Genomic DNA, 26,131 nt, shown 5'->3' on the forward strand with positions numbered 1-26,131 from the left:
ATTAGGATATGCTGAGCAAACAAGGGAGTGTGGAATATGGAGCAAAGGCATGGAGGAGGAGAAGGGCAAGCGGTTGTACTGATCGACGGTGTATGCCATCTTTGCCAGGGGCTGGTCCGCTTCATTATTCCGCGGGATCCCGGGGGCATACTTAAGTTTGCAGCTCTGCAGAGCGAAGCTGGGCGTGAACTGCTGAGTACTGCAGGCCTTGAGACAGACCGGCTAAACACAGTTGTGCTGCTTGAGAATGGCAGGTTTTATACAGAATCATCTGCTGTGCTGCGCATCGCCCGCAGGCTGCGTTTTCCGTGGCCAGCCGCCTATATTTTCATTCTTATGCCTCTTCCGCTGCGCAACGCCGTATATCGGTTTGTAGCAAGGAACCGTTACCGCTGGTTCGGGCGTGATGAGCAATGCCTGCTTCCTACGCCGGATATCCGGAAGAGATTTCTTTGAATGTTAAATAGAAAGAAGCAGGGGAGTTCTCCCGCTGCTTCTTTGTGCTGGTTCAGATAATTTATTTGGTGATTGCTTCTGCCGATAGCGGGTAGCTTTGAACAAGCTTCCATTTTCCGTCCGCCGACTTTTTCAGTGTAGTAACCATGGTGGTGCGGTTATCCTGGAATTGTGGTCCCTTAAGCTTCTTGGTCGTCTGCACTGAATATATGGCGGCTTCGTTACCTGTATAGGCGATAATCTTCGAGGATTCAATTACGGTTTGAAGATCGTAAGCCTGAAAAACTTGGCCTGCCATCACTTTGTTCTGCTCGTAGCCGGGGGAGGACTCGTCAATGGTAGACTGCACGCCTTCGAGATCCTCTTTGTTGGTGAAGTCAATATTTGCGGCAAATACAGCTTTGATCGCTGCCTCATCTGCCTGCGGCACAGTAACGGCTGCATTCAGAACCTCTCCCGGAAGGCTATATTTAATAGCTTGAACCTGCACATTGCTGATTTTCCAGCCGGAATCCTTGGAACTGCGGGTTAGGGAATAGACATTCTCCGACTGACTGTTCGGCATGAACGGACCGCTGACCTTTTCGGAGGACTCAATGGTATGTACGGTCACTTCATTTGTTTTTACATCGATAATGTTCATCTGATCTACCGTATTTTTGAGATCGTAGGTAGCGTATTGTTCCTTGAGCTGCGGGCCAATCTGAGCCAGAGGGGATTTGGAATCAATGAGGCTCATGAATCCGTCATAGTTCTCTTCATTAGAATAGGATACATACTTTTTGAAGAAATCAGCAATCTCTGCCGTGTCCACAGAGCTCTGGAGGCTGGTGATCTCAACGGTTCTGGTAGTAGCATTCCAGACCACGTTGTTGCCGGTGGCTTCACTTACAAACCGGACCGGTACATAAGTGACGTTATTAACCATCTTGGGAGCGGTTTGCAGCGGTTTGATGATTCCGTTAATGCTCGCATTTTTGCTGCCGATCTGCAGCTTGATGGTCAGGCCTTCCTTGGTGGCGGTTATCGTGCTTGTCTTGGCGTCAAATACCAGTTTCAAGCCCAGCTTCTCGAAAATTGGCCGCATGGGAACGAGGATGGAGTGCCCGTCATTCAGGGGAGCATTGGTTGTCGTCAAGTTAAGCTTTTGCTGGTCAATTTGGACTGAGATGGGTTTTTCTGCTGCGGATGCGGACAAGCTGATAGCGCTGGATAAGGTGAGTACAGCAATAAATCCGGGTAGTATTTTCATTTGCGGGAAATCTCCTTTTTTAATAATAGTTTTGGTTAGATAATGTCTGCCATCTGATATTATAACCGAGAAATACCTCTTGGGTATATATCCCATTTTGGATATGCCCTGCCAGAAAATCAGGAGCTAGCCGCCATACGATAAAAAAATTATTGCTGCTCTACTGCATATATGCTACTATAGCTGTAAATTAAAGGATTAACAGCGGAAGCACCGTTCAATGACCGTATCTCACGGTTATTGGCGGTGCTTTTTTTGTTGTCTCAATTACAGAAAGGAGAGTGGCTTCATGGCGGCGAGAATTGTACTGGCCGTGCGCGAGAGTCAATACATTGAACCGTTGCTGCATTATATCCATCACAGTGAGTATGGTGAGCTGTTGCGGGTATCAGCGTTCAGCAGGCCGGAAACCTTTATGGAATTTATGAAAAGCGAAGAGACGGTAGATGCGGTCGTCGGAGATCCCTTCTTCATTGAAGCCTGGCTGGTGGAAGGGAAGAATACGGTTCCGTGGGCGGTCCTTAGTGAGGATGGCCGAACATTAGGCAAGAGTGCTAATCTGGCTGGCGGCATGGTCATAGCGAAATACCAGTCGCTTCCCGCACTTCTCGAATCCATACTACAGCTGTGTGATGTGGTGCGATCCAGGTCATCGTCCGCGGGTAGAGAACAGACTTTCATACTCGGAGTGGTCTCGGCGACGGGCAGCAGCGGCAAAACAACGCTTGCGCTCAATATGTCCAAACAGCTTACGGATCTAGGGCTATCTGTATTTTATTTAAATCTTGAAAGTGTGGATAGCAGCGGATTATTTGTGCCGGTGCCGGCCGGGAACACACCAGGACTGGAACGGTTGCTTTATGACCTCAAGGCATGCCGGGGGGAAGGGGGCAAGAACAATGCAGGGAGCATTGAGCTGGGAAGATATGTAGCCAGGTATGACCGCCTGCGCTGTGATGCATTCAGACCCGTTGAGAACTTCAAAGAGATGCTCCAGATGACCCGGCAGGATACGCTGGATTTATTGGACCTGTTGGCTGCAGCCGGAAGCTATGACCTCGTGATCATTGATGCCGGCAGTATTGAAGAGGAACGGACTCTGGCTGTATTACAGCGGTGCGGGATCCTGCTATGGATGCTCAGAAACGATGAGGCAAGCATGTACAAAACCCTAAGGTGGCTGGAGCATGGCAGCCATTCGCATTCCGGCTGGCCGCCGGATATTCAGGAGAAGAGCCGGTTTGTACTAAACTTTGCGGCGGATTCAATGGAGGGCACATCGGTTCCTGAAGGCATTAAGCTGGATGGTCTGCTTCCTTATATCCCGTCCTGGGCCTTACGGCATCATGTTGAGCTCTGCCTCAGTTCTCCGCAGTTTATGGCTGGCGTTCAGCAGCTCTGCGAAGGAATCATAGAGCCGGCATTACCTCTCGTGTTTACAGGTAATCTGCATGAATGAAGAGCTGTTCAGGAAGCTGAGGCGTGACATCCGCGCAGGGCTCGATGTTACATCGGCTGTAGGGAACCATGAGCTCAGCGCTTATATAGAACGAACCATTCTGGAAATGCAGAGCCTACGGTATTTAACCGCCCAGGAGAAGCATGAGCTGGTGAAGAAGCTGTTCGATTCCTTCCGGGGGCTCGATGTGCTGCAACCGCTGGTTGATAATCCGTCGATCACTGAGATTATGATCAACAGCCATGATGAGATTTTTGTGGAGGAGGAGGGTCAGATCCGGCGTCTGTCGCTAGCCTTCGAGTCTAGAAGCAGACTGGAGGATATTATCCAGTCGGTGGTATCCGGAGTGAACCGGGTAGTCAATGATTCCTCGCCGATTGTGGATGCACGGCTGCGGGATGGCTCACGCGTCAATGTTGTGCTGCCGCCGGTAGCGCTGAAGGGGCCGGCCATGACCATACGCAAATTTCCCGAATCGCCGATGACAATGGGCGAACTGGTGCGGCGCGGTGCACTAAGCGGAGAGGCAGCGGAGTTTCTGCAAATTCTGGTTGCTGCCGGATACAACATTTTTATCAGCGGCGGCACCGGCTCCGGCAAGACTACATTCTTAAATGCCTTGTCCCAGTTCATTCCGTCGCAGGAACGGGTGATTACGATTGAGGACTCAGCCGAGCTGCAAATTGTCACCGTACCTAACCTCGTCTCCCTGGAGACACGAAATGCCAACACAGAGGGGCGCGGGGAGATCACCATCCGTGACCTGATCCGCTCATCACTGCGGATGCGGCCGAACCGTATCGTGGTCGGCGAGGTCCGGGGAGCCGAATGCCTGGATATGCTGCAGGCGATGAACACGGGCCATGCAGGTTCACTTTCGACCGGGCACTCGAACAGTGCGCGGGATATGGTCAGCCGCCTGGAGACGATGGTGCTCAGCGCAGCCGATCTTCCGGTAGCCGTAGTCCGGCAGCAGATCGGCTCGGCGATTGACATCTTCGTGCATCTCTCCCGGCTGCGGGACCGTTCACGAAGAGTGCTGGAAATTAGCGAGGTCATTGGTATTCAGGATGGGGAGGTGGTGCTGAACCCCTTGTATGAGTTCCGGGAGACCGGGGAATGTGACGGAAGGGTAGACGGCGCTATTGTTGCCTGCGGGAATCCTTTGCAGCATACGGGCAAGCTGAGGATGGCCGGAGTGAGTAACTATCCTCTGGCGCAATTTGAGACTGGGATTTCGAAGGGGGTGCTGAAATGAAGCAATCGAACAGGATGCCAGTCCGCGTACCGGTGCAACGAGGAAGATTTGGGGGTGTAGGCGAGAAAGGAGTGAATGAAAAGGAAATGCGAAGGAGGCCTCAACTGCCTGACTATAGGGTGTACATATTGTCCCCCGGTATAAAAATGCTGGCGGTGCTGGCAGGCGGGCTGCTGCTTTTTGGCCTCGGCTATCTGTTCTATCACCAGGTGCTGCTCTCCTTGCTGCTGGTTCCGGGAGGAGCCTATGCGCCGCGGATCCTGCGTGATTATCTCAGAAACCGGCGGCGCTCGGCGCTCAATCTGCAGTTTAAGCAGACCTTGTTTTCACTCTCTTCTTCGCTATCCGCAGGACGTTCGGTAGAGAATGCTTTTCGTGAAGCAGTTGCGGATCTGCAAATGCTCGACCCAGAGGGAAGCAGCGATATGCTCTCAGAGCTGACAATTATCTGCGCCCGGATGGAATATAACCAGCCGGTGGAGGAGGCGCTGCATGACTTTAGCCTGCGGGCCGGGATGGAGGATGTTGAGCGGTTTGCCGATGTGTTCTCCGTCTGTAAGCGCACTGGCGGGGATCTGGTCGAAGTAGTACGCCGCACGTCCACGATTATTGGAGAGAAGCTTGATATCCAGCAGGATATTGCCGTCAGTATTGCCCAGAAGAAATTCGAGGCCAAAGCGCTGCTGGCCGCTCCGTTAATGATTGTTTTATTTATGAGCCTGACCGCAGGAGACTATATGGAGCCGATGTATACCGGTGCAGGAATGGCTATTTCTACGTTGGCGCTGGCCGGTTTATTTCTCTGTTATCTCTGGACTTCCAAGATCATGAATATTCCGCTGTAAGGGGGCGAGGTAATGCGGTGGATATGCGGCGGGGCCGCGATAGCCTTGGGGCTGTGCTGGATGCTTCTGCGGCTGAAATGCGGCCGCCGGTATGCCGTGCTGAGCAGCCTGCCGATGGACGGACTGCGGCTGCGTGGAGTCGGAGAACCTTTTCTGCTGCTAATCGAGAGATGGCGAATCGGCAGTCATCTGCCTTCGGTCACGTTCAGAATCCAGCGCTCGCTGCAGCAGAGCTATGGCATGCGCTACAGCGCGGAGCGTACACTGCTCTTTTTGGCTGAAATGTTCAGCTACAGCTGGCTGTTTATGCTTGGGGGCAGCCTGCTGACCGCCTTCAGCGGTGAACAAGCCGGAATCATAATCGGCGCGGTACTGGCGCTGATATTACCGGTTGCCCTGGTTAGTGATCTGCATAAGAAAGTACGGCTGCGTGAACAGAATATTATGCTGGAGCTGCCTGAGCTGCTGAACAGCATTGTACTGCTGGTTGGCGCCGGAGAGACTGTGCAGCGGGCGATTATCCGCTGTGTTGAGAGCCGCAAGGGCGACTACAGTCATCCGCTTTATAAAGAATTATTTATTATGACTACAGAATGGGAAGGGGGCTATTCGTTCCAGCAGGCCTTCGAGAATTTCAGCAAACGCTGTGCGGTACAGGAGGTTTCGCTATTCACAACGACAGTGCTGCTGAATTACCGCAGAGGCGGTGCAGACTTCGTTCTCTCGCTGCGGGATCTTTCGCGGATGTTATGGGAGAAACGGAAGGCGGTCAGCCGGACGCGCGGGGAACAGGCTTCCTCGAAGCTGGTTTTCCCGATGGTGCTTATTTTTTTAATTGTAATTGTGCTGGTGGGAACACCGGCGATCATGATGCTGAAAATGTAGGAGGATGAGGAGAATGATGACGATGTTAGCGGAAGCTGCAAAAGGCTTGTGGAAGGATGAAGAGGGGCTGGGCACGCTGGAGATGATTATGATCATTGCGGTCTTGATTGCGGTGGTTCTGGTGTTCCGCACAGAAATTGTGAAGGTGGTCAAGGATTTGATCAGTACAGCCGGAAGTAAGAGCCAGGAAGTTTTTGATTGATGAACCTGAAGAATGATGAAGGCAGCTTCACCATTGAAGCGTCAATGTTGCTGCCCATTATCATGGGGATTACAATGCTGCTGTTGTTTTTTTGCCTGTATACCTACCAAAGATCTATGCTCTTGCAGATAGCCTCTGCTACGGCAGAGCGTGCGGCTTTCAATTGGGATAACAGTCATAAAGGCGCGGAAGGGGCATTTGCCACTGGTGATTATGATTCGCTGTACTGGCGCATTGGAGAGGAAGGATTGCTTACCTCACTATTTGGTGCAGGAGCCGGAAATGGCGGAGTGAAGCTGGCTCTGCCTGCAGCGTCAGGTTCAGGGACATTGCCGGTTGTCAAACTTCAGCAATCTGCCGGGAAGGTTCCGGCTAATATGACAGGTGAGCTGGCTTACACCTACAGTCTGACTAGCCGCAAAGTAAGTGCGGAGCTTAAGCGAGTGCTTCATTTACCGGTGCTGGATGAAATCCTCGAGGATAACGCTGAACCGGAAGTGCGGGCACAATCGGTTGTTGCAGATCCAGTGGAGTTTATCCGCACCGTAGACCTGATGCGTTATTATGGAGCGAAGTTCAAGGGGGATGGACAGGACAGCGGTTCCGGGACAAGCATGGAGAAGAAGGACGCTGGCAAGATGCTGACTAAGCTGAAAAAATAGACAGCTGGATGAAGAATGGATTTCCAAACTAGTGGAACGATGTCTCAGAACAATACGCCAGGGGAGGCAGATCGGTTGAGGATTGTAAATGCTTTAACTTCCGGTCAGCGAAAAGGGCAGAAATCCAGGCGGAACAACCGGACGGAAGGCTCAGTCTCGATTTTTCTGATCATGGTGCTGGCATTTGTTTTTCTGTTTACCGCTGTATTGATCGATTATGCAAGGATTTCCGCGGCAAATGTGCAGCAGGAACGTCTGGCAAGGGCTGCGGTCCGCTCGGTGATGTCCTCTTATGATAACAGCCTGCGGGAGAACTACGGTTTGTTTGCCTTTGGGGGCGATGACGGAGATCAGCTGCTGTCCGGTGTGCTGAATGATAATTTATATGAGAGCGGACGGGGAGATGCCTTTAATCTGCTGCCTGTTAAGCTGGATAATTCCTCCTTAATCTGGAGCCGTTCCATTGGGAGCTATGATATCTTCCGCAGGCAGATTGCCGAGGAGATGAAATATAAGGCACCGATTGACTTCACACTGGAGCTGGCCGGAAAGTTTAAGCCGCTGTCGGCGGCCATGGGGGAAGCTTCACGTTCAACGAAGGTGCTCGGTAAGCTGCAGCCTTTATATGATGCGCGCGAAGCAGCACTGGATCTCATGATGAAGCGGCGGCGGCAGGCAGCGGAGAGCGGGAGAGTACTGCAGCAGATGATTATGAATCCTGCTAAGGATGATATTAGTACTCTTTCTCTTGGGAATATTGCATCTGCCGCTGACATTGTGGCCATGTACGGAGATTATGTCGGAAAATACTACGCGGACCTATTCCGTGACCGGGAAACGCAGTCTGAAAAGTATCAGCAGGCTCTAGCCCGCTACATAGAGCAAGCTGCTGCTCTGATTTCCGGTCTCCCTGGTACTTTGTCCGCTTACAAGCTGCAGCATAACTCTATGATGGCTGAGGCGAAAGAGGCGCTTAAGCAGGCCGGGGAACTAAATGAGCAGATGAGAAGTGTGCTGGAGCAATCCAGAACCAGCGGGGCGGAGAGCGGTGAAGCTTCGGCAAGCGGCTGGGATATTCCAGGCAGCAGCAACACTGAACTGAGCGCAGACCCGCTGGCGAAGCTGCGTGAGCAGGAAGACGCGCTTATTCTTACACCTGCCGAAATCAGCGGGATGGAGCAAGATTTGATTGCACAAGAATTGGCTTCAGAGGCGGTAGAACCGCCAGTTTCTGCCCTGCCGGCCGTGCTGTCAGGTGTCTCCGGGCTGTACGCTGATTTTGCCCAAATGAGCACCGCCGTAATAGAGGCTTCACGTGCCAGCAGCAATTATCTGAAGAATTACGGAGATGACGGGGCCGTTATTACAGCTGAAGCTGCCCGGATCGAAATGCACCGGACCTCGGATAGTGAGCGTAAGCAGCTGGAACGGCAGGCCAAAACCAAGCTAGGGGATGCCATGAAGCTGCTGGAGCAGATACGCAGTCTAGGTGACAGTGCGGGGGCAGCGATGGAGCGTTACAGCACACTCAGGCAATATTATGAAGATAATATTAAACTGAATCAGGCGCAGGATCATGGGACAACTGGGGATGCAGGGAACGGTACGGATATTTATTCTTCAGGCGGCTCAGCAATGGAGAAGGTGGATGGTCTATATGCTTCCATAGGCAGCATTATGGAGGGGGCGCGGGATAGGTTGTTCCAAACAGAATACTCAGCGCTGTATTTTCCGCATTTTGATCTTTCTTTGCTGACACCGGCAGTCTCTGGCCCTGCGGGTGATACAGCTTCTGTGCTGGCAGATCAGTTAGATCCGCATGCCCAGGAGCTGGAGTACATTTTATACGGCTTTCATAATCCTGCGGGAAATGTGGCGGCAGCCTTTGGAGAGATTTTTGCACTCAGGCTGGCTATCCGGACGATGGAGGGTTTTATCGAAAGTGCCCGGCTCAGCAATCCACTGGCCATTCTGGCTGCGGCACTGCTGTACGGTGTGGAGCAAGCGGTTCAAGATATGCTGCTCCTATGCAAGACAGGAGAGGTTCCGTTGTCCAAATATTTGCCTGCAAAGCTGAAATACCGCGATTACTTGCGCTTGTTTATGCTGCTGCACGGGACGGGGGATGTACAGCTGTCGCGGATGCTGGCCCTGATCAGGCTTGATACAGGAATCAATCCGGCGGAAAGGTTCACCTACGCTTCAGCAGGAATCCGTATGGGCCTGCGGCTGTGGTTTTTGCCAGGGGTGGTGAAGCTGCTGGATTATAGCTCGGCTCTGCCAGGTGAGGTGGAAGGTAAGGTGTACTACAGGGCTGTACAGGCTGATTATTCTTATTAGCAGGAGGTTAGCAGAATGAAGTGCTGGTACCAGAGACGATGCAAGCACCAGGATGAAGGCAGTATGGTTGTTGAAGCGGCTATGGTACTCCCTATGTTTCTCCTATTTGTCTTATTCCTGATCTTTATTGTTCAGATGACGTTGTATTCGACGGCTTTACAGAGTACCGCCTCCGACACGGTCAAGATGGTCTCGACCCATATTTATCCTGCGGCTTTGGCTGCTCAGAAGTGGGGAGAGCAGGATAGCGGTACAGCTGATCCAGCACGTGCCGGTCCAATATTGTCTTCCGGCAATTGGAGTATTCCCCGGCTATCAATTACGGAATGGAGCGACAGCTATGCAGCTGATCTGCCGGCACCGGTTGATGAGTGGGTCAGATCTGCCGTGCAGCGCGCAGAGGGTCCGTTGCAGGAGCTTCAGGCTGAGGCGTCGCAGTCTGTGCTTGACCATGCACTTAAGCCTCTTATCAAGCCGTATATGGCTACAGATTGGCTGGAATATGACCGGCTTCATGTCTCCAATGTCACCGTTCCGGAGCTGAAGAACGGCACACGCCCCTACTTCGGACTTGTCATCAGCTACGAGCTGCCGATGAAGGTACCTTTTTTGAACCGGGGTATCGTTCTGGAAGCCAGCGCGGTAGAACGGCTCTGGGTAGGTAATACCGATGCTGCAGGGCAGAGCGGGAATGCCGGAGAGGGTGGGGAGCATGGCTCCATCGTAATACTGAACAAGCCAAATCCCGGCGTTGCTAATCATCAAGGCAGGATAAGGGTCAAGGTTCCGCCGGGAGCATCGGCTAACCTGTCAATTTACTATAAGAGCGGCCAGAGTACGGCGAAATATTTGGGCTGGAAGCAGGCAGACGAAGCCGGATATATCGAATGGGAGTGGAAAATCGGGGTAAATACGACGCCGGGTTCCTGGCCCTTTGTAATCACTTTGGACGACGGAACCAGCCTGGAAGCAACTTTTACAGTAGTGAAATGATACAGCGGAAGTAGGCGAATTGCAGATGGCGGAATGGGCTTTTTGGGGCTGCCTGATCTTTCTGGGGGCGGCATACATCACGGATTTGCGGAGGATGCGGATACCGAACTGGATCTCCGTGCTTGCTTTGGTGACGGGACTATGTTCAAGGGGATTCATTTACGGGTGGCATGGATTGCTGTTCGCACTTTGTGGTGCATCCGCGGGGTTTGCCGTCCTGCTGCTTATGTATTTTATGGGAGCGGTGGGTGCCGGGGATGTGAAGCTTTTTGCCGGGATTGGGGCCTGGCTGGGGGTATGGTTCTCACTGCAGGTAATTATGTATTCCGTTTTGTTCGGTGCAGTGATCGGTTGGATTATTGTGCTAGCCCGAAGAGAGACAGGCAGGCGGATGCGCAACGTTATCAGCAGGACTGCCGGATTTCTGCTGCTGCGTAATCCCGCTTTATTAAGAAGCGGAAAGGACAGCGAGATGCTAAGGTTTCCTTTTATGCTGGCAGTTCTCCCGGGATTTTTATGCGCTTATGTCTATCTTTAGATAAGGAGGTGAAGCTTGTTGTTCGGATTAAACCGTGATTTTGTACAACAGGATGGTTTATCGATGCAGTTGGGGAGCCCTGACGGATTGTCCGCCGCAGAGCTTAACATGGTTCAGGCCAGGATGCTGATGAATACGGCTATTCCTCATCATCTGCGTCTGCTGTTGAGGGAGGTTGATCTGCAGGTTACCCTTGAATATGCTGTCTCCCGCCGCAAAATGCTCAGTCATCTGCTGAAAAGTGAAAAACTGGGCATGGCCGATTTCTTCGGACTTCTGCTGCAGATTACCCGGGGAATCGAAGAAGGCAGGCTGTATATGCTTCGGGCGGAACAGTACGCACTGCATGAGGACTATATTTTTGTAGAGGGGTCTCTAAGCAGCGGCAAGGTATACCTAACTTACATACCATTGCAGTCTGAGAGGCTGCAGACACCACCTGGAGAGGGCATGAAGTCTCTGATCATGGTGCTTATGGCATCGGTAACAGAGCTTTCCGGAAGCGGGGTCCAAAGACTGTTGCAGTACTGCGGCAGTGAGGATTTCACCATGACGGGGCTTAAAACGCTGCTGGCAGAGCTGCTGGCTGACGGAATTCCTGTGATTAGACCTTCTGACAATACAGATTCTGCCCCAGCGGGCTTTCTATCAAGCGGGGCAAAAGCTTCGGCTGCAGAGACAATGATCAAGCAGAAACCACAGGTGATTGCAGCGGTGGAACCAGTTGTGCCGCGGAGATGGTCATTCACTCAGCCGCAGGTGGAAGCAGCCAGTGCTGAGCAGATTGAAGCGTCATGGAGCAATTCTTTGCCTAAACTCCGAATAAAGGAAGAATCGGACTCGCTTGGTCCTGTAGATGCCGTGAATGACGGGAACTCCCCGTCTTCCTATAGAACTTATGCTGCCTTAGGCGCTGTTTTGGCAGATGCCTTGTTGTGGAAGTTTCTGTATCTGGATAATCCGGTCATGATCTGGTTGATAGTTTGCTTTGCAGCGACCTTAATACTTGGAATCCTGTGCTGGCTGGTATGGAGTGAAAGAATGATGTTTGGGCGGAATAGTGGGGAGGTTGACTACGGGGAAGAGCCTGAGGCTGAAGAGGGATGGGTGGACAAGCATAGGCAGAGTCGCAAGCCGAAGGAGCTAGAGTGGGATTTTGGCAGAAATCCGCTAGCGCCTGTTCATCCCCTGGCTCCAATCAGGACTGAACGGGAGCCGGCTGTACCGGATTATCCGGATATTGAGGATATGCGGCACAGGACGACAGTGGCGGGCAGGCATCAACCTGCCCCAGAAGCGGCAACAGCGCTGCTGACGCGCAGTGAGGCTCCGGGTACAGAGCGAGAGAAGGCAGAGCAGGCACGTGCAGCTCCTTATCTTGAACGAATCCAGACAGATGAAGGCGATATTCGTGAGAAGATTGAACTGAACCGTGCCAGCTTTATCATCGGCCGCTCCCCGGAGGTTGCCCAGTATGTAGAGAAGTCCGAGGGAGCCTCAAGGGTGCATGCCGAAATATCAAGAGGGCCGGCAGGGTATATCCTGAAGGATCTGGATTCCAGAAACGGAACGCTGTATCAGGGAGCTCCGATGATCCCCTACAAAGAATATCCGCTGACTGAAGGGAGTGTGTTTACAATCGTAAAAGGCTGCTACACCTTCCGTTCAGCCTGAGAACAGCCTGGGGAGAACGGGCAAGCCTTACTCGGATTTAAGCTGCTCCAGTGCTGGCTGCAAGGTTGGATAAGTGAAGGTGAAGCCATGATTCACCGCTTTGGCCGGAAGCACCCGCTGGCCCTCCAGCAGGATTTCTGAGAGTTCACCTATAGCCGCTTTTAATAACACAGCAGGAACCGGAAACCAATGCGGACGATGATATACTTTGCCGATCATTTTACCGAATTGCCCGTTTGTCACGGGATTAGGGGCGGTGGCATTGACAGGGCCTGTAATTTCCAGGGTGCGGATACAGAAATCGATCAGCCGTGCGATATCCTCCAGGTGAATCCAGGAGAGCCACTGTTTCCCGCTGCCAATTCTGCCCCCAAAGCCTAAGGAATAGGGCAGCTTCATTTTGGGGAAAGCTCCACCCTCGTTTCCCAGGACAACGCCGGTGCGCAGTTTGATCAGCCGTACCCCTTGATAAGCTTCATCTGCAGCGGCTTCCCAGGTCTTAACGACCTCTGAAGGAAAGTCCATGACACGGGCAGGTGAATCTTCGTCAAAGGTATCGTTAAAGGATGTACCGTAAATGGCGACAGCAGAGGCTTGAAGAATGACAGGTGGCTTATGCTGCAGAGCAGCAATCAGCTTACCGGCGGCGCTCACGGTTTCAAGCCGGGATTCCATAATTGCTTTCTTCCCGCTTGGACTCCAGCGCTGGCTGAGTGAGGCTCCGGCCAGATTGACCAGTGCGTCCGCATTTTCTGCAATTTCAGGAGTCGTGGCAAGGTCATCCCATGTTGTATAGCTGAGAGCGGGATGAGCCGGCTTACTATTCGGCAGCTTGCGGCCGGCTAAGAGGATTTGATGTCCGGCAGCGAGCCAGTATTCCGTAAGCTCACGGCCGATAAATCCGCTGCCGCCGCAGATGATATATTTCATGAGAGAATCCTCCCTTTCAGGATGAGACTTACTTGATGAGATGCCGATAGGGAGTGTAGTCGATGCCGTTCTTCTCAAGAAAGGTAACGAGAAACCGGTTGTCCCTTCGCGGAGTGGCAACGATATAGCCCTTGATGCAGTGCTCACGGGTCACGGCCGGCGCATTGCTCTCCACGGCGATCTTACCGATCTCGGCAGCGATAGAATGCTTGGCGATATCGCGGAAAGGCCCTGGAACCGGTTGCACCAGCTGATCCAGAAACGCCTTCATTTCATCGCTCCACAATGGACGGCTGCGTTCGACCCAATAGTTCTGCCAGTCCAGCTTGGATTTGCCGTCAGCTTTGGGCAGCACCTTCAGGAATTTGCGGAACATAAAGAAGCCGCCGATGCACATGCAGCCCAGCAGTAGAAAGGTCCAAAATGCGATGGAGTTCATAAACCAATTGCTTGGTATCGACGATAATAAACTGAAATCAGACATGTATACACCGCCTTTGACAATGATGATTGTCACAAATCTTCATCTTACTTAAAGTATAGCGTATTTCTAAAGTTTTGCGAAGCGAAAGCACTCCGCCAGGGTTGCCTAGATTTATTTTCCCGATCACGGTAGAATAAGGGTTAATTCGTGAAGGAAAGAGGGAAAAAGGCATGCTGAAAATAGGTTCACATGTGTCCTGCGCGGACAAGGGGCTCTTAAGCGCGGCTAATGAAGCAAATGAGTATGGTTCCAGCTCGTTCATGATATATACGGGAGCGCCGCAAAATACACGCCGTAAGCCGATTGAAGCGATGTATCCTGCCGAAGGGAAACTGGCAATGAAGGCTAACGGCGTTGAAGAGATCGTCGTGCACGCTCCATATATTATTAATCTGGGCTCCTATAAGGACAACACATATCAGCTTGCTGTTGATTTCCTGCAGCAGGAGATCCACCGTACGCATGAGCTTGAGGTCAAGCATATTGTACTTCATCCGGGAGCTTACACAGACAAGGACGCGGAATACGGCATCCAGCGGATTGCTGACGGTCTGAATGAGGTGCTTGGCGGTACGAACGAGACGGAAGTGCATATTGCCCTGGAGACGATGGCAGGTAAAGGGACAGAAATCGGTCGCAGCTTCGAGGAGATTGCCTCCATTATTGATAAGGTCGTACATAATGAGCGGCTGTCCATCTGTCTGGATACCTGTCACATCCATGATGCGGGATACGATATTGTGGGTGATCTGGACGGCGTCCTGCGTCAGTTTGACGAGATTATTGGTCTCAAGCGGCTGGGTGTGGTCCATATCAATGACAGCAAAAATCCGCGCGGAGCAGGCAAGGACCGCCATACTCCCATTGGTTCAGGCTGGATAGGCTTCGAGACGATCAACAAGGTGGTCCACCACGAAGCTCTTTCAGGTCTGCCGTTTATTTTGGAGACGCCATGGATCGGGAAGGATGCCAAAAAGCTGCGCCCGATGTACGAGATCGAAATCGCACTGCTGCGCGGTAATGTGGCTGAACGGTTCGGCGCAGAATTCCTGCAGGAAGTGGAGGAGCTGCATTCTTTCTTTGCCAAGCAGGAGATGGATTCCCGTAAGTATGTGCTTGATGTATGGGATCTGCTCAAAAATGATGCCAAGGCCAAAAAGGCTGATCCGCGTGAGCCGCTGGAACGTCTTTACGATAATGTTGCCGCAGCCGGACTCTTCCCGCAGCTTAGCGAGGAAGCTGTCAATCAGCGCTTAATTGCCTGGCTTGCAGGTAAACAGGTGCTCGTGAACGCTTAAACTAGACATACGTTAGATTGCGCAAGTAGATGAGAGGATGGACAGCGGACTATGGAATTACATGTGAAAAGAGATCATTCTACAGGCGGACAATATCCGAACCGGGCACGTATGCTCATTTCTTGTCCTGACGGACCGGGAATCGTAGCGGCTGTGTCGCATTTTTTATACCAGCAGGGTGCCAATATCGTGCAGTCTGACCAATATACTATGGATCCGGACGGCGGCATGTTTTTCATGAGAGTAGAGTTTGACCTGCCTAAGCTTGATGAGCGGCTGGATGAGGTGCGCTCTATCTTCGGCGGTGTCGCCGAGCGTTTTCAGATGGACTGGCAGATTTTCAATGTGAGCCATAAGAAGAAACTTGCAATCTTTGTATCCAAAGAGGATCACTGTCTGGTCGAGCTGCTCTGGCAGTGGCAGGCTGGGGATCTGGATGCGGATATTGCTCTTGTAGTCAGCAACCACACAGATATGCAGGCCTATGTTGAATCCTTTGGCATCCCGTTCCACCATATTCCGGTTACAGCGGATACGAAGGCGGAAGCGGAGCAGCGCCAGCTGGAGGTCATCGGAGACGATATCGATGTGATTATTCTGGCCCGGTACATGCAGATCATCTCACCTTCGTTCATCGAGCATTACCGGCACCGGATTATCAATATCCACCATTCGTTCCTGCCGGCATTCGTAGGCGGTAAACCTTACGCCCAGGCGTATCAGCGCGGGGTGAAGATTATCGGAGCTACCGCCCACTATGTCACTGAAGAGCTGGATGGCGGTCCAATCATTGAGCAGGACGTGCAGCGGGTCAGCCACAGCGACGATGTGAGCGAGCTGAAACGAATCGGACGTACCATCGAGCGGGTAGTATTGGCCCGGGCGGTTAAATGGCATATCGAGGACAGAATTTTGGTGCATCACAATAAGACAGTAGTATTTAATTAATTACAATTCCCAAACATTACAAACGAATAAATTTCAAAAGGTGAAAAAGCATTTTACCGGCATTTTGGCTACTTCTGCCAAAGTGCCTTTTTTCGTGGGCAAAAATCGCTTTTTAAAGGAGGTAAGGGAGTTGGCTTCACAGCGTGGAACTCTGTTAAAACGTAATTATTTCTTTGCCTTTTTGATCCTGCTTGCCGGTTTCGGCGGGCTGCTCGGCTACGATCTGTATTTCAAGCCTTATGTATTGTCGCAGACGGTAGTCAAGATTAAGGTGGCTGACGGCGGCTTTTTACCAAAAAACTATGAACTGAAGCAAAGTGATCTCTACCTGGATTCTGTTCAGACGAAAGATGTCCCCTCGGGCGTAATTACGGAAATTACCCAGGTGGAGCACAAGATTACCAATGTGAATCTGATGGACGGCAGCATTCTGACGGCATCTCTGGTAGATGTGAGTAATCTGGAGCCGCAGCAGGACGAGGGGATATTTCCGATCCCCAAGGAAGCCATCTATGCCATCAACGGCTCGCTGCGCAGCAGAGATAAGGTCGACATTTACCTGGTAGAGGGTGATTCGCCGAATAAGGAGCGGAGTGGCGGCACAATAGCTGAGACAGGCGCTCCGGGAGCGGGAACAGGAGATTCTGAGCCGGTAAGCCCTGCCCGAAAGGTGTTCCTGAGCGGTGTCACCGTAAACTATGTTCGTTCAGAGGATAACAATGATGTGCTGGACTCGGAGAACGGCAATACCAATAACCGCGTCACTTCAACAGGCAAGGTAGCGGCACCGGAGTTGAAGCTGAAGAAAAGCGATGGTGAGCTGCTGGGGCAATATCTGGAGCAGGGCAAGAAGCTGTGGATTGTACGCGTTGAATAGAAGGGAGGGAGGGGCCTTGAAAATATTCAGTCTGGGCATGGATCAACTGACGATTAATGAAATGAAGCTGGCCGGATTTACAGTGATTTCGCAAAATGTAATGCCTGAACCTGTCCATGCCGAAGGGCACCTGCTGATGATTACGAGTGAACAAGTATCTGTTAATGCCTTAAGTGAGCTAAGCCGAAAGTTTCCGCGCTCCACGATCCTGTACGTATATCTGCAAAAAGGAGTGCGCGGCTACCAGGCCATTCATATGCTGTGTGAAAGCCTGGGGATCTGTTTTATTCCGCCGCGCTCCACATCCTCGGCAATAATTGAAAAGCTGCGGTACATCATAGAGGAGGACCATGAGGAACGCGCAAATCTGGTCGGTTTTTTCGGCTCGGGTCCAGGGATCGGCTGCACCAGTGTAGCTAAGCTGTTCGCCAGACGGATTGCTGCGGCAGGGCTGCGGGTGATTTTGCTGGGAATGGATCTGTATGACCCCGGTTATGACCGTAAACCAGCAGTAAGTCTGGACCGATTGCGTCCCCGGATCACAGGGAAGATGCTCCACGGCGAGGATTTTGAAGGGCTGGTTAGGCAGGACGGATATTCCTATTTACCGGGCAATTTCGATTATCTAAGCGTCCACGATTATCAGGAGGAGGAGATTGAATATCTGCTGGCGGAAGCAGGTGCGAACGCAGATGTGGTTGTTGCTGACTTTGGCTCCATTCCTGAGAGTGCGGCATGGTACGTGGGTATGCAAAAATCAGCACTGCGCATGATGGTTACGCACCCCAGGCATGAATACCGGCTTCAAGCTCTACTCGAGCTGACCGGGCACATGGATCTGCATGCGCAGGATTTCCAGTGGATCATTAACCGCAGCAATGTGGAAGAAATAACTTCACCCAAAAGTCTGGCGCTGCGCTTCGGCTGTGAAATTCTGCATGAGTTGCCCTACTACCAGCCGCTTTTGGACAGCCTTCCCCTAGGCAAAAAAGAACTACAGCATGTAGATGACAAGGTTCACGCACTGTTAGTGTCCCTAGGTCTCGCGGCGGAAGTGCGGAAAAAGGGGATTTTCCAATGATCGAATACCGTGAAGAGAGTTGGCAGGAACAGTGGCGGGATGAGGGGCAATATTCTAAGCGAAAAACGCCTTGGCAACCTAATGAGCTCATGGATAATCCGCTTGCTATACCGACAGCCGTCCGTCCGTTCTCCCTGAAACAGAGTGTTTTGCGTACCAGCAAGCCGGGGAAGGAAGATTTTTACGGCTTCCTGCAAAAAATGAAAAGCGACATGAACGCGGGGCTGGAGCGGGAAGATGACAGTTATTTTGAACTGAATGCGAAGGCGCTGATTGGCGATCCGCAGGCAGTCAGCTTTTTTATGAACGAAATTGAAAAGTATTTGCGCAAAACTCCATTTACCGGCCGCGTGCCTGAGGCATACCGGACCGCAGCCGAAGCTCTTTTTCATGAATGGAAGGGATTTGGCCCGGCTTACCGCTGGTTCACAGACCGTGCGTACAGCGAATCTACCGGACTGCAGATGATCGGACGGCAAATCTTTTACAACCATCGGGGCAGGTTTGTCGCCTATCCCTATGACATGCCCTCGCTGGACCGGGTGGAGCAGCTGAAACGTTCCCTCCTTAAAAGCGACCCGAATAAAAAGCTGAACAAGGACAACCCTTCGGTGGAGTTCAAAATGGATGATCCGCTGTGGCCCGGAAGGTTCATCCGGCTTGCCATCTGGGTGTCGCCCAGGGTTTGGGAAGGATTTACGACGATTTCGATGCGGCGCCAGGTTGTAGAGTTTCTTGATCTGGAGGATCAGGCTGGCACTGAGTGTATTCCTGCGGAGGCTATAGAGCTAATCCGTGCACTGTCCGGAACGTTCCGCAATACGGTCATTGCCGGTGCAGTCGGTTCAGGCAAAACCACCTTCGCCAACACGATTGTCGGTGAGCAGCTTCTGGGTTCTGCCTCCTGCATGGGGGTGGTGATGATAGAGAAGCATCCGGAGTCGATTCTGCCGTATCAGATCAAGGGACACCGGATTATTCCGATACAGGCGGCCAATGAGGAACTGATGGAGGTCGGGGTGGAGTCGCTGCGCCACGATCCGAACATCCTTTATATGACGGAAATGCGCTATAACGAGTGGGAGTTCTATCTGTGGAGCGGCGAGAAAGGTTACGACGGCATCACCGGCACTTTTCATACGGTTGACTCAGAGGATATTCCGTATCAAGGGGCTTTTGCAGTTTCAACGCGGATTGGCGGGAGTCTGAAAGGGCATCTGATCTCAGCACTGAAGTCCTGCGAGCTGGTCTTTATTCTGGAAAGCGTACCGGACGGGAAAAAGCGGCTGGCCCGGATTTCCGAGGTGTTCTATGACGAAGAGCACAACTCGGTGTTCGCGAATGATCTGATGCGCTGGGAGGAGGAGCAGTCGGCCTGGAGCTATAATGACAAGCTTACGGAGAAGCTGATGTCGAAGATGCGTAAGAAAAATGCGCGTGCCATGCGCGTGCTAATGCAGGAATTGGGTCATCTGGCTGCGATGAAGCCTATGGAGAATCCGCTGAAGGAGAGCCTGAAATCCAGGATTGTACTGAACGAATGAGGGGGCGTAAAGCGTGGACTTCATCTTTTATTTGATCCGCTTTGCTCTTCATTTGCTGGTTGCCTGGGGGCTCTGGCAGATGGTAAAGCCGCTGGTTGAACGTCATTTGAGGCAGCTTGGGCAGAGTATAGATCAGCATATGAAGCTTAGAAGGAGTCTTTTCCGCAAAAGAATCAGCAAGGTTAAGAAAAGGCTGTGGCTGTACCGGCATTTAGATGACCTGCTCTATTTTGCACACCGGAGGTATGAGCCTGGGATCAGTGTTATGCGTTTTGTCATGCGTTCGGGTTTTCTGTTTATAGCGGTATTCTTGTCCACCTTACTGACATTGCGTGAGCTGCCGGGACATATGAGCTTTAACAATCCATTTCTGGAGGGGATCAGCTTCGGGGAACGGCTGCCGGTTCACGAGGTTTGGCGGCTTCCGCTGTTTGTGGCAATTATTGCGGGAAGCATTCCATATTTACGGTTGCGATACAGTTATGCACAGAGAAAAGTACACGGCAGCTACGATCTGCTTGACGTGATCAAGATTGCGACCAAATTCACGCATTTATCGGCGGATTCTATTTTGGCCAGAACGGCCGATTTATTGACCGAGGAAAATGTTCTGAAGACGCCCGTGAGGCTGCTGAGTGCGGCATTTGCCAATTACAGCAATGAATATGAGCTAAATGAGCAGGCCGCGAGATTCTCGGATGCGATAGGCACGACCTTTGCTGTTGAGTTTGTATCTGATCTGCTGTACTGCGAGAAGGAGGGGACACGTTATCTAAAAAGCTCGCTCATGATGCTCAACCGTTCCATGGAGCAGCAGCGCGACACTATTATGACGGTAAAAGCAGGCAGCAGGGATGCGATCAGTCTGGGGCTCTATGGGAACTTGGTCGTACTGGTTTCTTCAGTCGGGACGTTTATGTACATGCTGAAGCCGGATGTCTACTTTAAGCTGCAGTTTCAGACTACCGTAGGTCTTACCTTTCTGATGGTTATCATCTCCGGGCTGTTTATTTCTTTTATTATCAGTACGATACTCGCCAGACCCAAACTGGACTACCACTAGAGGTGATGAATGATGGATCGGTTATTGCTTTTACTTGCTGTCTGTGGAGTGGTCTATCTCGCATTGCTGGTTTTTGTGAGCAGCAGCAGTAAGCAGGAGCGTTATGCCCTTAGGCTTGGAGTAAAGTGGAAAGCGCTTGGGGAAAAAGTGCAGAACGAACGGCTGCAGCAGCTGCTGCAATCCGCCGGCCTTTCCATATCCGCAGGCAAAATCACACTTTTCCGCTATTCGGCAGCGCTGATTTATGTAGCAGTTCAGGCGGTGAGCGAATTCATCCGTGAACTGCCTTTTTCAACGACCGATTTGCTGATTCCTATGCTCATTCTAATCATCAGCAGTCCTAAGCGGTATCTGCCGTTTGGCTGGCTGCTGTCCTGGCTGCATCAGAAGACACTGATTCAAAAAGACGGTGAGCTCATCTCCTTCATCCGGCTATATGAAAACAACCGGCTGCGTAAGCGCGGGTATGTACAGTTTGGTTCTTTTTGCGCAGGGACAGCAAGCCATTTTCATTATATCCGGCAGGATTTGTATGAACTCTCCGAGCGGGCGGTGGATGAAGGTACGGAGCGGGCAATCGAATGGTTTTGCGGGAATTTCCCGGCCGGACATGTCTTTATTAACGATATCCGTTCGATTCTGCTGGCAACCGAAGGGATGGATGATGATACCGAAGCGGCCAATTATTTGCGGGAGCAGGGCAAGATTATCACCAAAATCTCCAGCGACCAATATCTGAAAAAGTGGTCCTTCATCGGCGACGTCTCGACGATCATTAACGTAATCCCGTCCATCGCCACCTTTCTGATGATTGTTTCGCTAGCTATGCAGTACATCATGCTGATTAAAGGAAACTTTAATGGAGTGGGGATGTTTCAATGAGGAGTTGCTGAGTCTGCAAAAAAGGTTCAATTCCTTGGAATTGCATCAAATGAGGTTTTTGTTATATTCAAGCATCTATTAAAAATATAAAATTAAAAGGGAGATATTAACAATGAAAAAAGACGCTATTTCTACGGGTTTGTTTATCGCTATCGGATTCCTCTGTGTTGCTATTGTCATCGCCATCCTGATTCCTGTGGTACGTGATGTGATCAATGATGCGGATGACAACAGACCAACTATTCCAGGTGTAAGTGCAGCTATGATTTTGCCCACAGATCTCGATCAAACCCCTGCAGTACAAGCTTCTCCAGTTTTATGGTCTAAAACGGTATGAAAAAAGACTCGATCTCTATCGCTATGTTTTTGGCTATCGGGTTTGTGATTGCCGGTATTTTTATCGGGGCGGCCACAAATATCATTGGCGGAAGTCAGGATGATATTATCGCGCATACCAAGCAAGTGGAGCAGTACTAAGGGGGAGTAGGGGTGAAAGAAACCGTCCTCCGGGCATTATTTATGTGGCTTGTTTTGTTCATCATCCTGCAGCCTATCTTTACTTATATCGACTATTTGCTTGATTTGCAGGTCAAAGCCAATACATCCTACATTACGCAAAAAGCGGCTACAGAAGGGATGGTAACAGCATCGATGAAAAGTGAGGTGATTGCTAACCTGAAGGCGGTGGGTTTTCCCGAAGCTTCAATTGTAATCTCAAGCAGTACGGAAAGCGTGCAGGAGCGCAAGCAGCGGATTGATGTATATATCACCGCGCCCCGCTTAAATCTGTTTCCTTATAATTTCTCCGGCATGTCACAGCCGACAAGTTATTACGGACACGGTTCGATCATGAGCGAGTATCTCGACTAATTAAGGGATGAACTAAACTATGGATTATGTTATCAAACTCGCTTTTGTGCTCCTGATCTTTGTCTACTCCTGGTTTTTTCAAATTCAAAATCAGGAGTGGGACATGCTGCGCAGCATGTTAAAGGATGCCAATAACATTGCTGTCCATGATGCCTCACAGGAGCTTAACGAAAGCGCAAGAGCGCAAGGCCGGCTTATCATCGATCCCGCTGAAGCTTATGCCACCTTCATAGAGTCGCTTCAGCGTAATCTGGGACTTGACGACGGCTTGTCGCCAATGGTCGGCAGCAGACTGCAAACCCGTGTGAAGATTGTGAAATTTGATATCGTGGATGATTCCACCGGAGTAACTTTTCCGCTTCTCTATGAGGATAGTACTTACGGCATCACCAAATACATACAAGGGCCTTCCGTCATTGCCGTGATTGAGACGAAGCATCCCGTCCTGATCTCGCGCGCGAAGGTTCAAGAGGCTATTATCGTACCGGCAGTACAGGAGTATAAGATGAATGATTAATCCGTAATCGGAATGGTAAGCTCTTTTTGTTAAGAGATTATAGGTCACTATTTTCGGTTGGAAGGTACCAATCAAAGTGAATTTAAATATCCGCTCACAAAAAATCTATAACACTATTAAGGGGAGAAAAAATAATGAATAAAATGATTCTTAGAATATCTGTTGCGGCAATGCTAGTTGGACAGCTTTTAACATTAGGCGGTACTGCTCAAAACAATCATGTTGCAGCAGCAGCTGCTACAAAAACCCCTGCTATGACCGACAACTTTTTTAAGTATGGTATGGAAAAAACGCAAGGTTTGCCGGCTACGATCGATGCCGATGGACTTTCTTACACCTTGCATAAGGTAATGATTTATGATGTTAACTCGAAAGATGCGCAGACTATTTGGAAAACATATAAGTTCCTGCCGCTTAATATGTACCCAAAGGCAAAATATTTAATCTGGACGAAATTTACGATAACTAATAAAACATCCCGGACCATTCGTAGAGATATGTATGACCTCAGTTCAAAGTGGGTAGTTTCAGTCGATCATGTCCTGAACAATGGTTATGGATATTTCCTATCTCCTGGAGATCCAAACTATCCATACAATAGCAAAGAAGCCCTCGGTAATTTTGTACTTAAACCAAATCAATCTATTAGCACTTATGAAGCCTATTACGTAGAAGTTAAACCAAGACATTTTTTTGTTACGGTTATAAATCAAAATAATACTAAGACCCTCAATCTTGTAGATCCGGACGGTGTAGGCAAATGAGGAAGGTAGGAGTTTTACTCCTTGCTAGTATGCTTATCTTTTCAATTTTGAATATCCATGTGGCTTCAGCTATAGGATCAAATAACCGAACGGGGACAGTCTCTGTCCCCATTTCATATGGACTTGTTGGAGATGATAACAGTGCAAAAGCATTTACACTAGACTTGCCATTAGGTGTAAATGCTTCATCGATAAACCTGAGCACTCTAAAGTATAATGGCACGAATGCTGTGAATTCATTACAGATCAGTAATGGTAAAATTAAACTTAGTTTGAAAGGTGTCGAAGCAAGCAAAACGGTTCAAGTAAAAGGTCTGTATAGTGGACAATACCCATTTGAATCTAAAATCGGCAATAGCATTTGGCGATATGCTGATGGTCGTACATGGCAGATAAATGATTACAGCCCAAGCACGGATACGATGACTAAAAAGGATCTACCCGCACCAGACTTCACCTATCCTTCAGAAAGGGTCCCAAAAGTTACAGTAAATGCGGCTGGTAATCAGTCAACCGAAGGGCGTTTCTGGAAAACGTTGAGTATGGAATCCGTTGACGAAAAGTACGTTGATCAAAATTCAATCTTGGTTACAATAATGAAAACTGACGCATGGGTAACGAATGCATACCCGAAAGGGAACAAATTGGTTATTGCCTATCAAATTCCAATTACAGCTGATGATCAAGGAGGATGGGACAATGTAACCAGCACGGCCAATCCTCCAGTAGTTTATCCAGCAATGGGAAGGTTCTATAAGGCGAACGTTTGGTATTATTACACTTCTTCAGCCAAGATACCCACCTATTCCTATGGTGGCACAGTAACTTTCGACTATTCCTTACCCACCGAGCCCACCCTTCTAGGAGAAGTAGATCTCATCAAACCAAATCCTAACCCGACTGAAGCAACAGGAAGCGATATACCTGTAGTAATCTCATTAAAAGGAACCTTGGCAGCCTATACGGATACTTCCAATATTCAGGAGTGGGTGTTTTACGCTAAGGAGTCGAATAATGACGCATCCCTACAAGTGAAAAAGGATTATGTAAAAAAACTAAGCAGTACACAAGAATTCACGTTCTACATTAAAAAGGAAAATGCCGCTGCTACCAACTTCAAACAGGAGTATGCCCTGACGGTTACTGTTCGTTTCACCAAACCGATTATTATGCCCGATGGACCCATAAGCAGCTTAACGCAATCACTGAGCTCAAGTGCCAGTACATATAATGGACCCAAGCCTTCGAGTGGGCCTAATCCAACGCCGCCACCTTCAACAGGTAAACCACCTGAAGCCAGAATATCCATGCCAGACCAAGTTGTAGCCGGTGAAAAGTTTATCGTATCAGGAGCAGATTCCTTTGATCCGGATGGAACGATTGTGAAATATATCTGGCAGCATCCTAATGTGCAAGATGCTTTATACGGCAAATCGAGTGATACCCGTTATGGCCTGGATTCCATTGATACGACTCAAACTATCACACTTACTGTGGTGGATAACGACGGCCTTACAGCAACGACATCCCGCGATATTAAAGTGATAGCCCCAGCGCCAGCTGCCAAGTTGCAGATCCTTGGAACATTAAAAGAAAATCGTAAAATAACACTGCACAATGCCAGCAAAAATGCTGCAGACGATTTTCCGATGATTCCAGGCAAAACAAAGTTTACGATTTCTGCAGTTTCCGGAGGGACAAATGCAGATATAAAGTACAGTGGAAGCTTGTCTGGGACAGACAATGCAGACATTTTGATAAAAGTCGCAGGGCAGTATAAAGCCACCCTGTATGTCGAAAATACTGCGGGCTATTCGGCAACGAAATCTATTACTTTCACCGTCCAGCCTGACCAACCCCCTGTACCTTATATCTCCATGCCGAATACTGTTTACCGGGATCCATCGAACGGGAACAAGGCAAGTGTAACCATTGATGACCTATCCATTTCTCCAGACTATGATTATTTAGCAAAGCGAGTGTGGGAGTATAGATATGATTCTGATAACGATGGGAACTATGCTGAGGAAGCATGGGTGCTCATGAATAACGGTAATCTGGATCGAATTAATTTCTATCCAACCGAAGTAGGGCGTTACGAAATTCGTCTAACAACGAAAGAAGAGTTTGGTCAACCGACAATAGATGAGTTTGTCTCAATAAATGACCGTAAGTCAGCGGATACTGCTAACCAGAATGTGGCTGAACGAATCGTTACCGTTCTGAATCGTCCTCCATTATCGGATTGGTCATTGTAAATGAGGGAGGATCAAATGAAATTAATCCGAGTAAATCGAGGACCTGAGGGT

General features: G+C 50.1%; 27 protein-coding genes. 24 read left to right on the forward strand and 3 right to left on the reverse strand.

The genetic code is table 11. The features are described from left to right. The first annotated feature begins 36 nt into the window (after positions 1-36). Positions 37-456: a thiol-disulfide oxidoreductase DCC family protein gene (locus JRJ22_RS05010; protein ID WP_206103504.1), complete on the forward strand. Its 420-nt coding sequence runs from the start codon at positions 37-39 to the stop codon at positions 454-456. 61 nt (positions 457-517) lie between these two features. Here JRJ22_RS05010 and JRJ22_RS05015 read toward each other — a convergent pair whose 3' ends face one another. Continuing rightward, entirely contained in the window at positions 518-1,708 is a 1,191-nt protein-coding gene (locus tag JRJ22_RS05015; RefSeq protein WP_206103505.1) for a copper amine oxidase N-terminal domain-containing protein, read from the reverse strand. A gap of 289 nt (positions 1,709-1,997) precedes the next feature. Here JRJ22_RS05015 and JRJ22_RS05020 point away from each other — a divergent pair, with 289 nt between their 5' ends. The 10 genes from JRJ22_RS05020 to JRJ22_RS05065 all read left to right on the forward strand — a co-directional run bounded on the left by JRJ22_RS05020 (position 1,998) and on the right by JRJ22_RS05065 (position 12,564). Beyond that, positions 1,998-3,167, forward strand: a complete 1,170-nt coding sequence (locus JRJ22_RS05020) for a P-loop NTPase family protein (protein ID WP_206103506.1) — start codon at positions 1,998-2,000, stop codon at positions 3,165-3,167. Then, positions 3,160-4,425 (forward strand): TadA family conjugal transfer-associated ATPase, encoded by a 1,266-nt coding sequence (locus JRJ22_RS05025; RefSeq protein ID WP_206103507.1) that lies wholly within the window; start codon positions 3,160-3,162, stop codon positions 4,423-4,425. The genes JRJ22_RS05020 and JRJ22_RS05025 overlap by 8 nt, the downstream gene beginning before the upstream one ends. A gap of 86 nt (positions 4,426-4,511) precedes the next feature. After that, the gene (locus JRJ22_RS05030; RefSeq protein WP_232381158.1) at positions 4,512-5,270 is read left to right on the forward strand and encodes a type II secretion system F family protein; all 759 of its coding nucleotides are present in this window, start codon (positions 4,512-4,514) and stop codon (positions 5,268-5,270) included. 12 nt (positions 5,271-5,282) lie between these two features. Next, on the forward strand, positions 5,283-6,155 hold the full coding sequence (locus JRJ22_RS05035) for a type II secretion system F family protein (RefSeq protein WP_206103508.1): 873 nt from the start codon (positions 5,283-5,285) through the stop codon (positions 6,153-6,155). A 13-nt stretch (positions 6,156-6,168) separates the two neighbouring features. Further along, positions 6,169-6,357, forward strand: a complete 189-nt coding sequence (locus tag JRJ22_RS05040) for a Flp1 family type IVb pilin (RefSeq protein WP_206103509.1) — start codon at positions 6,169-6,171, stop codon at positions 6,355-6,357. Next, positions 6,357-7,019: a TadE/TadG family type IV pilus assembly protein gene (locus JRJ22_RS05045; protein WP_232381031.1), complete on the forward strand. Its 663-nt coding sequence runs from the start codon at positions 6,357-6,359 to the stop codon at positions 7,017-7,019. Before JRJ22_RS05040 ends, JRJ22_RS05045 begins: the two co-directional genes overlap by 1 nt. Positions 7,020-7,094: 75 nt before the next feature. After that, positions 7,095-9,359: a hypothetical protein gene (locus JRJ22_RS05050; protein ID WP_206103511.1), complete on the forward strand. Its 2,265-nt coding sequence runs from the start codon at positions 7,095-7,097 to the stop codon at positions 9,357-9,359. A 15-nt stretch (positions 9,360-9,374) separates the two neighbouring features. Further along, positions 9,375-10,352 (forward strand): TadE/TadG family type IV pilus assembly protein, encoded by a 978-nt coding sequence (locus JRJ22_RS05055; protein WP_206103512.1) that lies wholly within the window; start codon positions 9,375-9,377, stop codon positions 10,350-10,352. Positions 10,353-10,377: 25 nt separating this feature from the next. Next, positions 10,378-10,890 carry an A24 family peptidase gene (locus JRJ22_RS05060; protein ID WP_206103513.1) on the forward strand — a complete coding sequence of 171 codons (513 nt, stop codon included), beginning with the start codon at positions 10,378-10,380 and terminating at the stop codon, positions 10,888-10,890. Positions 10,891-10,908: 18 nt separating this feature from the next. Next, positions 10,909-12,564: a DUF6382 and FHA domain-containing protein gene (locus JRJ22_RS05065; RefSeq protein WP_232381032.1), complete on the forward strand. Its 1,656-nt coding sequence runs from the start codon at positions 10,909-10,911 to the stop codon at positions 12,562-12,564. 27 nt (positions 12,565-12,591) lie between these two features. Here the strand turns inward: JRJ22_RS05065 and JRJ22_RS05070 are convergent, their stop codons facing one another. Beyond that, positions 12,592-13,494: a TIGR01777 family oxidoreductase gene (locus tag JRJ22_RS05070; protein WP_206103514.1), complete on the reverse strand. Its 903-nt coding sequence runs from the start codon at positions 13,492-13,494 to the stop codon at positions 12,592-12,594. A gap of 28 nt (positions 13,495-13,522) precedes the next feature. Further along, positions 13,523-13,978, reverse strand: coding sequence for a DUF2621 domain-containing protein (locus JRJ22_RS05075; RefSeq protein ID WP_206104984.1), 456 nt, complete (start codon positions 13,976-13,978; stop codon positions 13,523-13,525). Positions 13,979-14,148: 170 nt separating this feature from the next. Here JRJ22_RS05075 and JRJ22_RS05080 point away from each other — a divergent pair, with 170 nt between their 5' ends. From JRJ22_RS05080 to JRJ22_RS05140, 13 genes are all read left to right on the forward strand, one after another. Continuing rightward, entirely contained in the window at positions 14,149-15,276 is a 1,128-nt protein-coding gene (locus JRJ22_RS05080; RefSeq protein WP_206103515.1) for a deoxyribonuclease IV, read from the forward strand. Between the two features lie 51 nt (positions 15,277-15,327). After that, positions 15,328-16,224, forward strand: coding sequence for a formyltetrahydrofolate deformylase (gene purU / locus JRJ22_RS05085; RefSeq protein WP_206103516.1), 897 nt, complete (start codon positions 15,328-15,330; stop codon positions 16,222-16,224). Positions 16,225-16,354: 130 nt separating this feature from the next. After that, positions 16,355-17,101, forward strand: coding sequence for an SAF domain-containing protein (locus tag JRJ22_RS05090; RefSeq protein ID WP_206103517.1), 747 nt, complete (start codon positions 16,355-16,357; stop codon positions 17,099-17,101). 16 nt (positions 17,102-17,117) lie between these two features. Then, a complete protein-coding gene (locus JRJ22_RS05095) occupies positions 17,118-18,182 on the forward strand; it encodes a P-loop NTPase family protein (protein ID WP_206103518.1) in 1,065 nt (354 codons plus the stop codon). Further along, positions 18,179-19,726, forward strand: a complete 1,548-nt coding sequence (locus tag JRJ22_RS05100; protein ID WP_206103519.1) for a P-loop NTPase family protein — start codon at positions 18,179-18,181, stop codon at positions 19,724-19,726. The genes JRJ22_RS05095 and JRJ22_RS05100 overlap by 4 nt, the downstream gene beginning before the upstream one ends. Positions 19,727-19,739: 13 nt before the next feature. Continuing rightward, entirely contained in the window at positions 19,740-20,789 is a 1,050-nt protein-coding gene (locus tag JRJ22_RS05105; RefSeq protein ID WP_206103520.1) for a hypothetical protein, read from the forward strand. 9 nt (positions 20,790-20,798) lie between these two features. Beyond that, the gene (locus JRJ22_RS05110) at positions 20,799-21,671 is read left to right on the forward strand and encodes a hypothetical protein (protein ID WP_206103521.1); all 873 of its coding nucleotides are present in this window, start codon (positions 20,799-20,801) and stop codon (positions 21,669-21,671) included. A 112-nt stretch (positions 21,672-21,783) separates the two neighbouring features. Beyond that, on the forward strand, positions 21,784-22,008 hold the full coding sequence (locus tag JRJ22_RS05115; RefSeq protein WP_206103522.1) for a hypothetical protein: 225 nt from the start codon (positions 21,784-21,786) through the stop codon (positions 22,006-22,008). Beyond that, positions 22,005-22,148: a hypothetical protein gene (locus JRJ22_RS05120; protein ID WP_159067672.1), complete on the forward strand. Its 144-nt coding sequence runs from the start codon at positions 22,005-22,007 to the stop codon at positions 22,146-22,148. Before JRJ22_RS05115 ends, JRJ22_RS05120 begins: the two co-directional genes overlap by 4 nt. A gap of 12 nt (positions 22,149-22,160) precedes the next feature. Continuing rightward, on the forward strand, positions 22,161-22,541 hold the full coding sequence (locus JRJ22_RS05125) for a hypothetical protein (protein ID WP_206103523.1): 381 nt from the start codon (positions 22,161-22,163) through the stop codon (positions 22,539-22,541). Positions 22,542-22,560: 19 nt separating this feature from the next. Next, on the forward strand, positions 22,561-23,058 hold the full coding sequence (locus tag JRJ22_RS05130; RefSeq protein ID WP_206103524.1) for a hypothetical protein: 498 nt from the start codon (positions 22,561-22,563) through the stop codon (positions 23,056-23,058). A gap of 134 nt (positions 23,059-23,192) precedes the next feature. Beyond that, positions 23,193-23,822 carry a hypothetical protein gene (locus JRJ22_RS05135; protein ID WP_206103525.1) on the forward strand — a complete coding sequence of 210 codons (630 nt, stop codon included), beginning with the start codon at positions 23,193-23,195 and terminating at the stop codon, positions 23,820-23,822. Then, positions 23,819-26,080, forward strand: coding sequence for a hypothetical protein (locus JRJ22_RS05140; RefSeq protein ID WP_206103526.1), 2,262 nt, complete (start codon positions 23,819-23,821; stop codon positions 26,078-26,080). Before JRJ22_RS05135 ends, JRJ22_RS05140 begins: the two co-directional genes overlap by 4 nt. Positions 26,081-26,131: the final 51 nt, after the last annotated feature.

This window comes from Paenibacillus tianjinensis (assembly GCF_017086365.1).
In the GTDB taxonomy this organism is placed as follows: domain Bacteria; phylum Bacillota; class Bacilli; order Paenibacillales; family Paenibacillaceae; genus Paenibacillus_AQ; species Paenibacillus_AQ tianjinensis.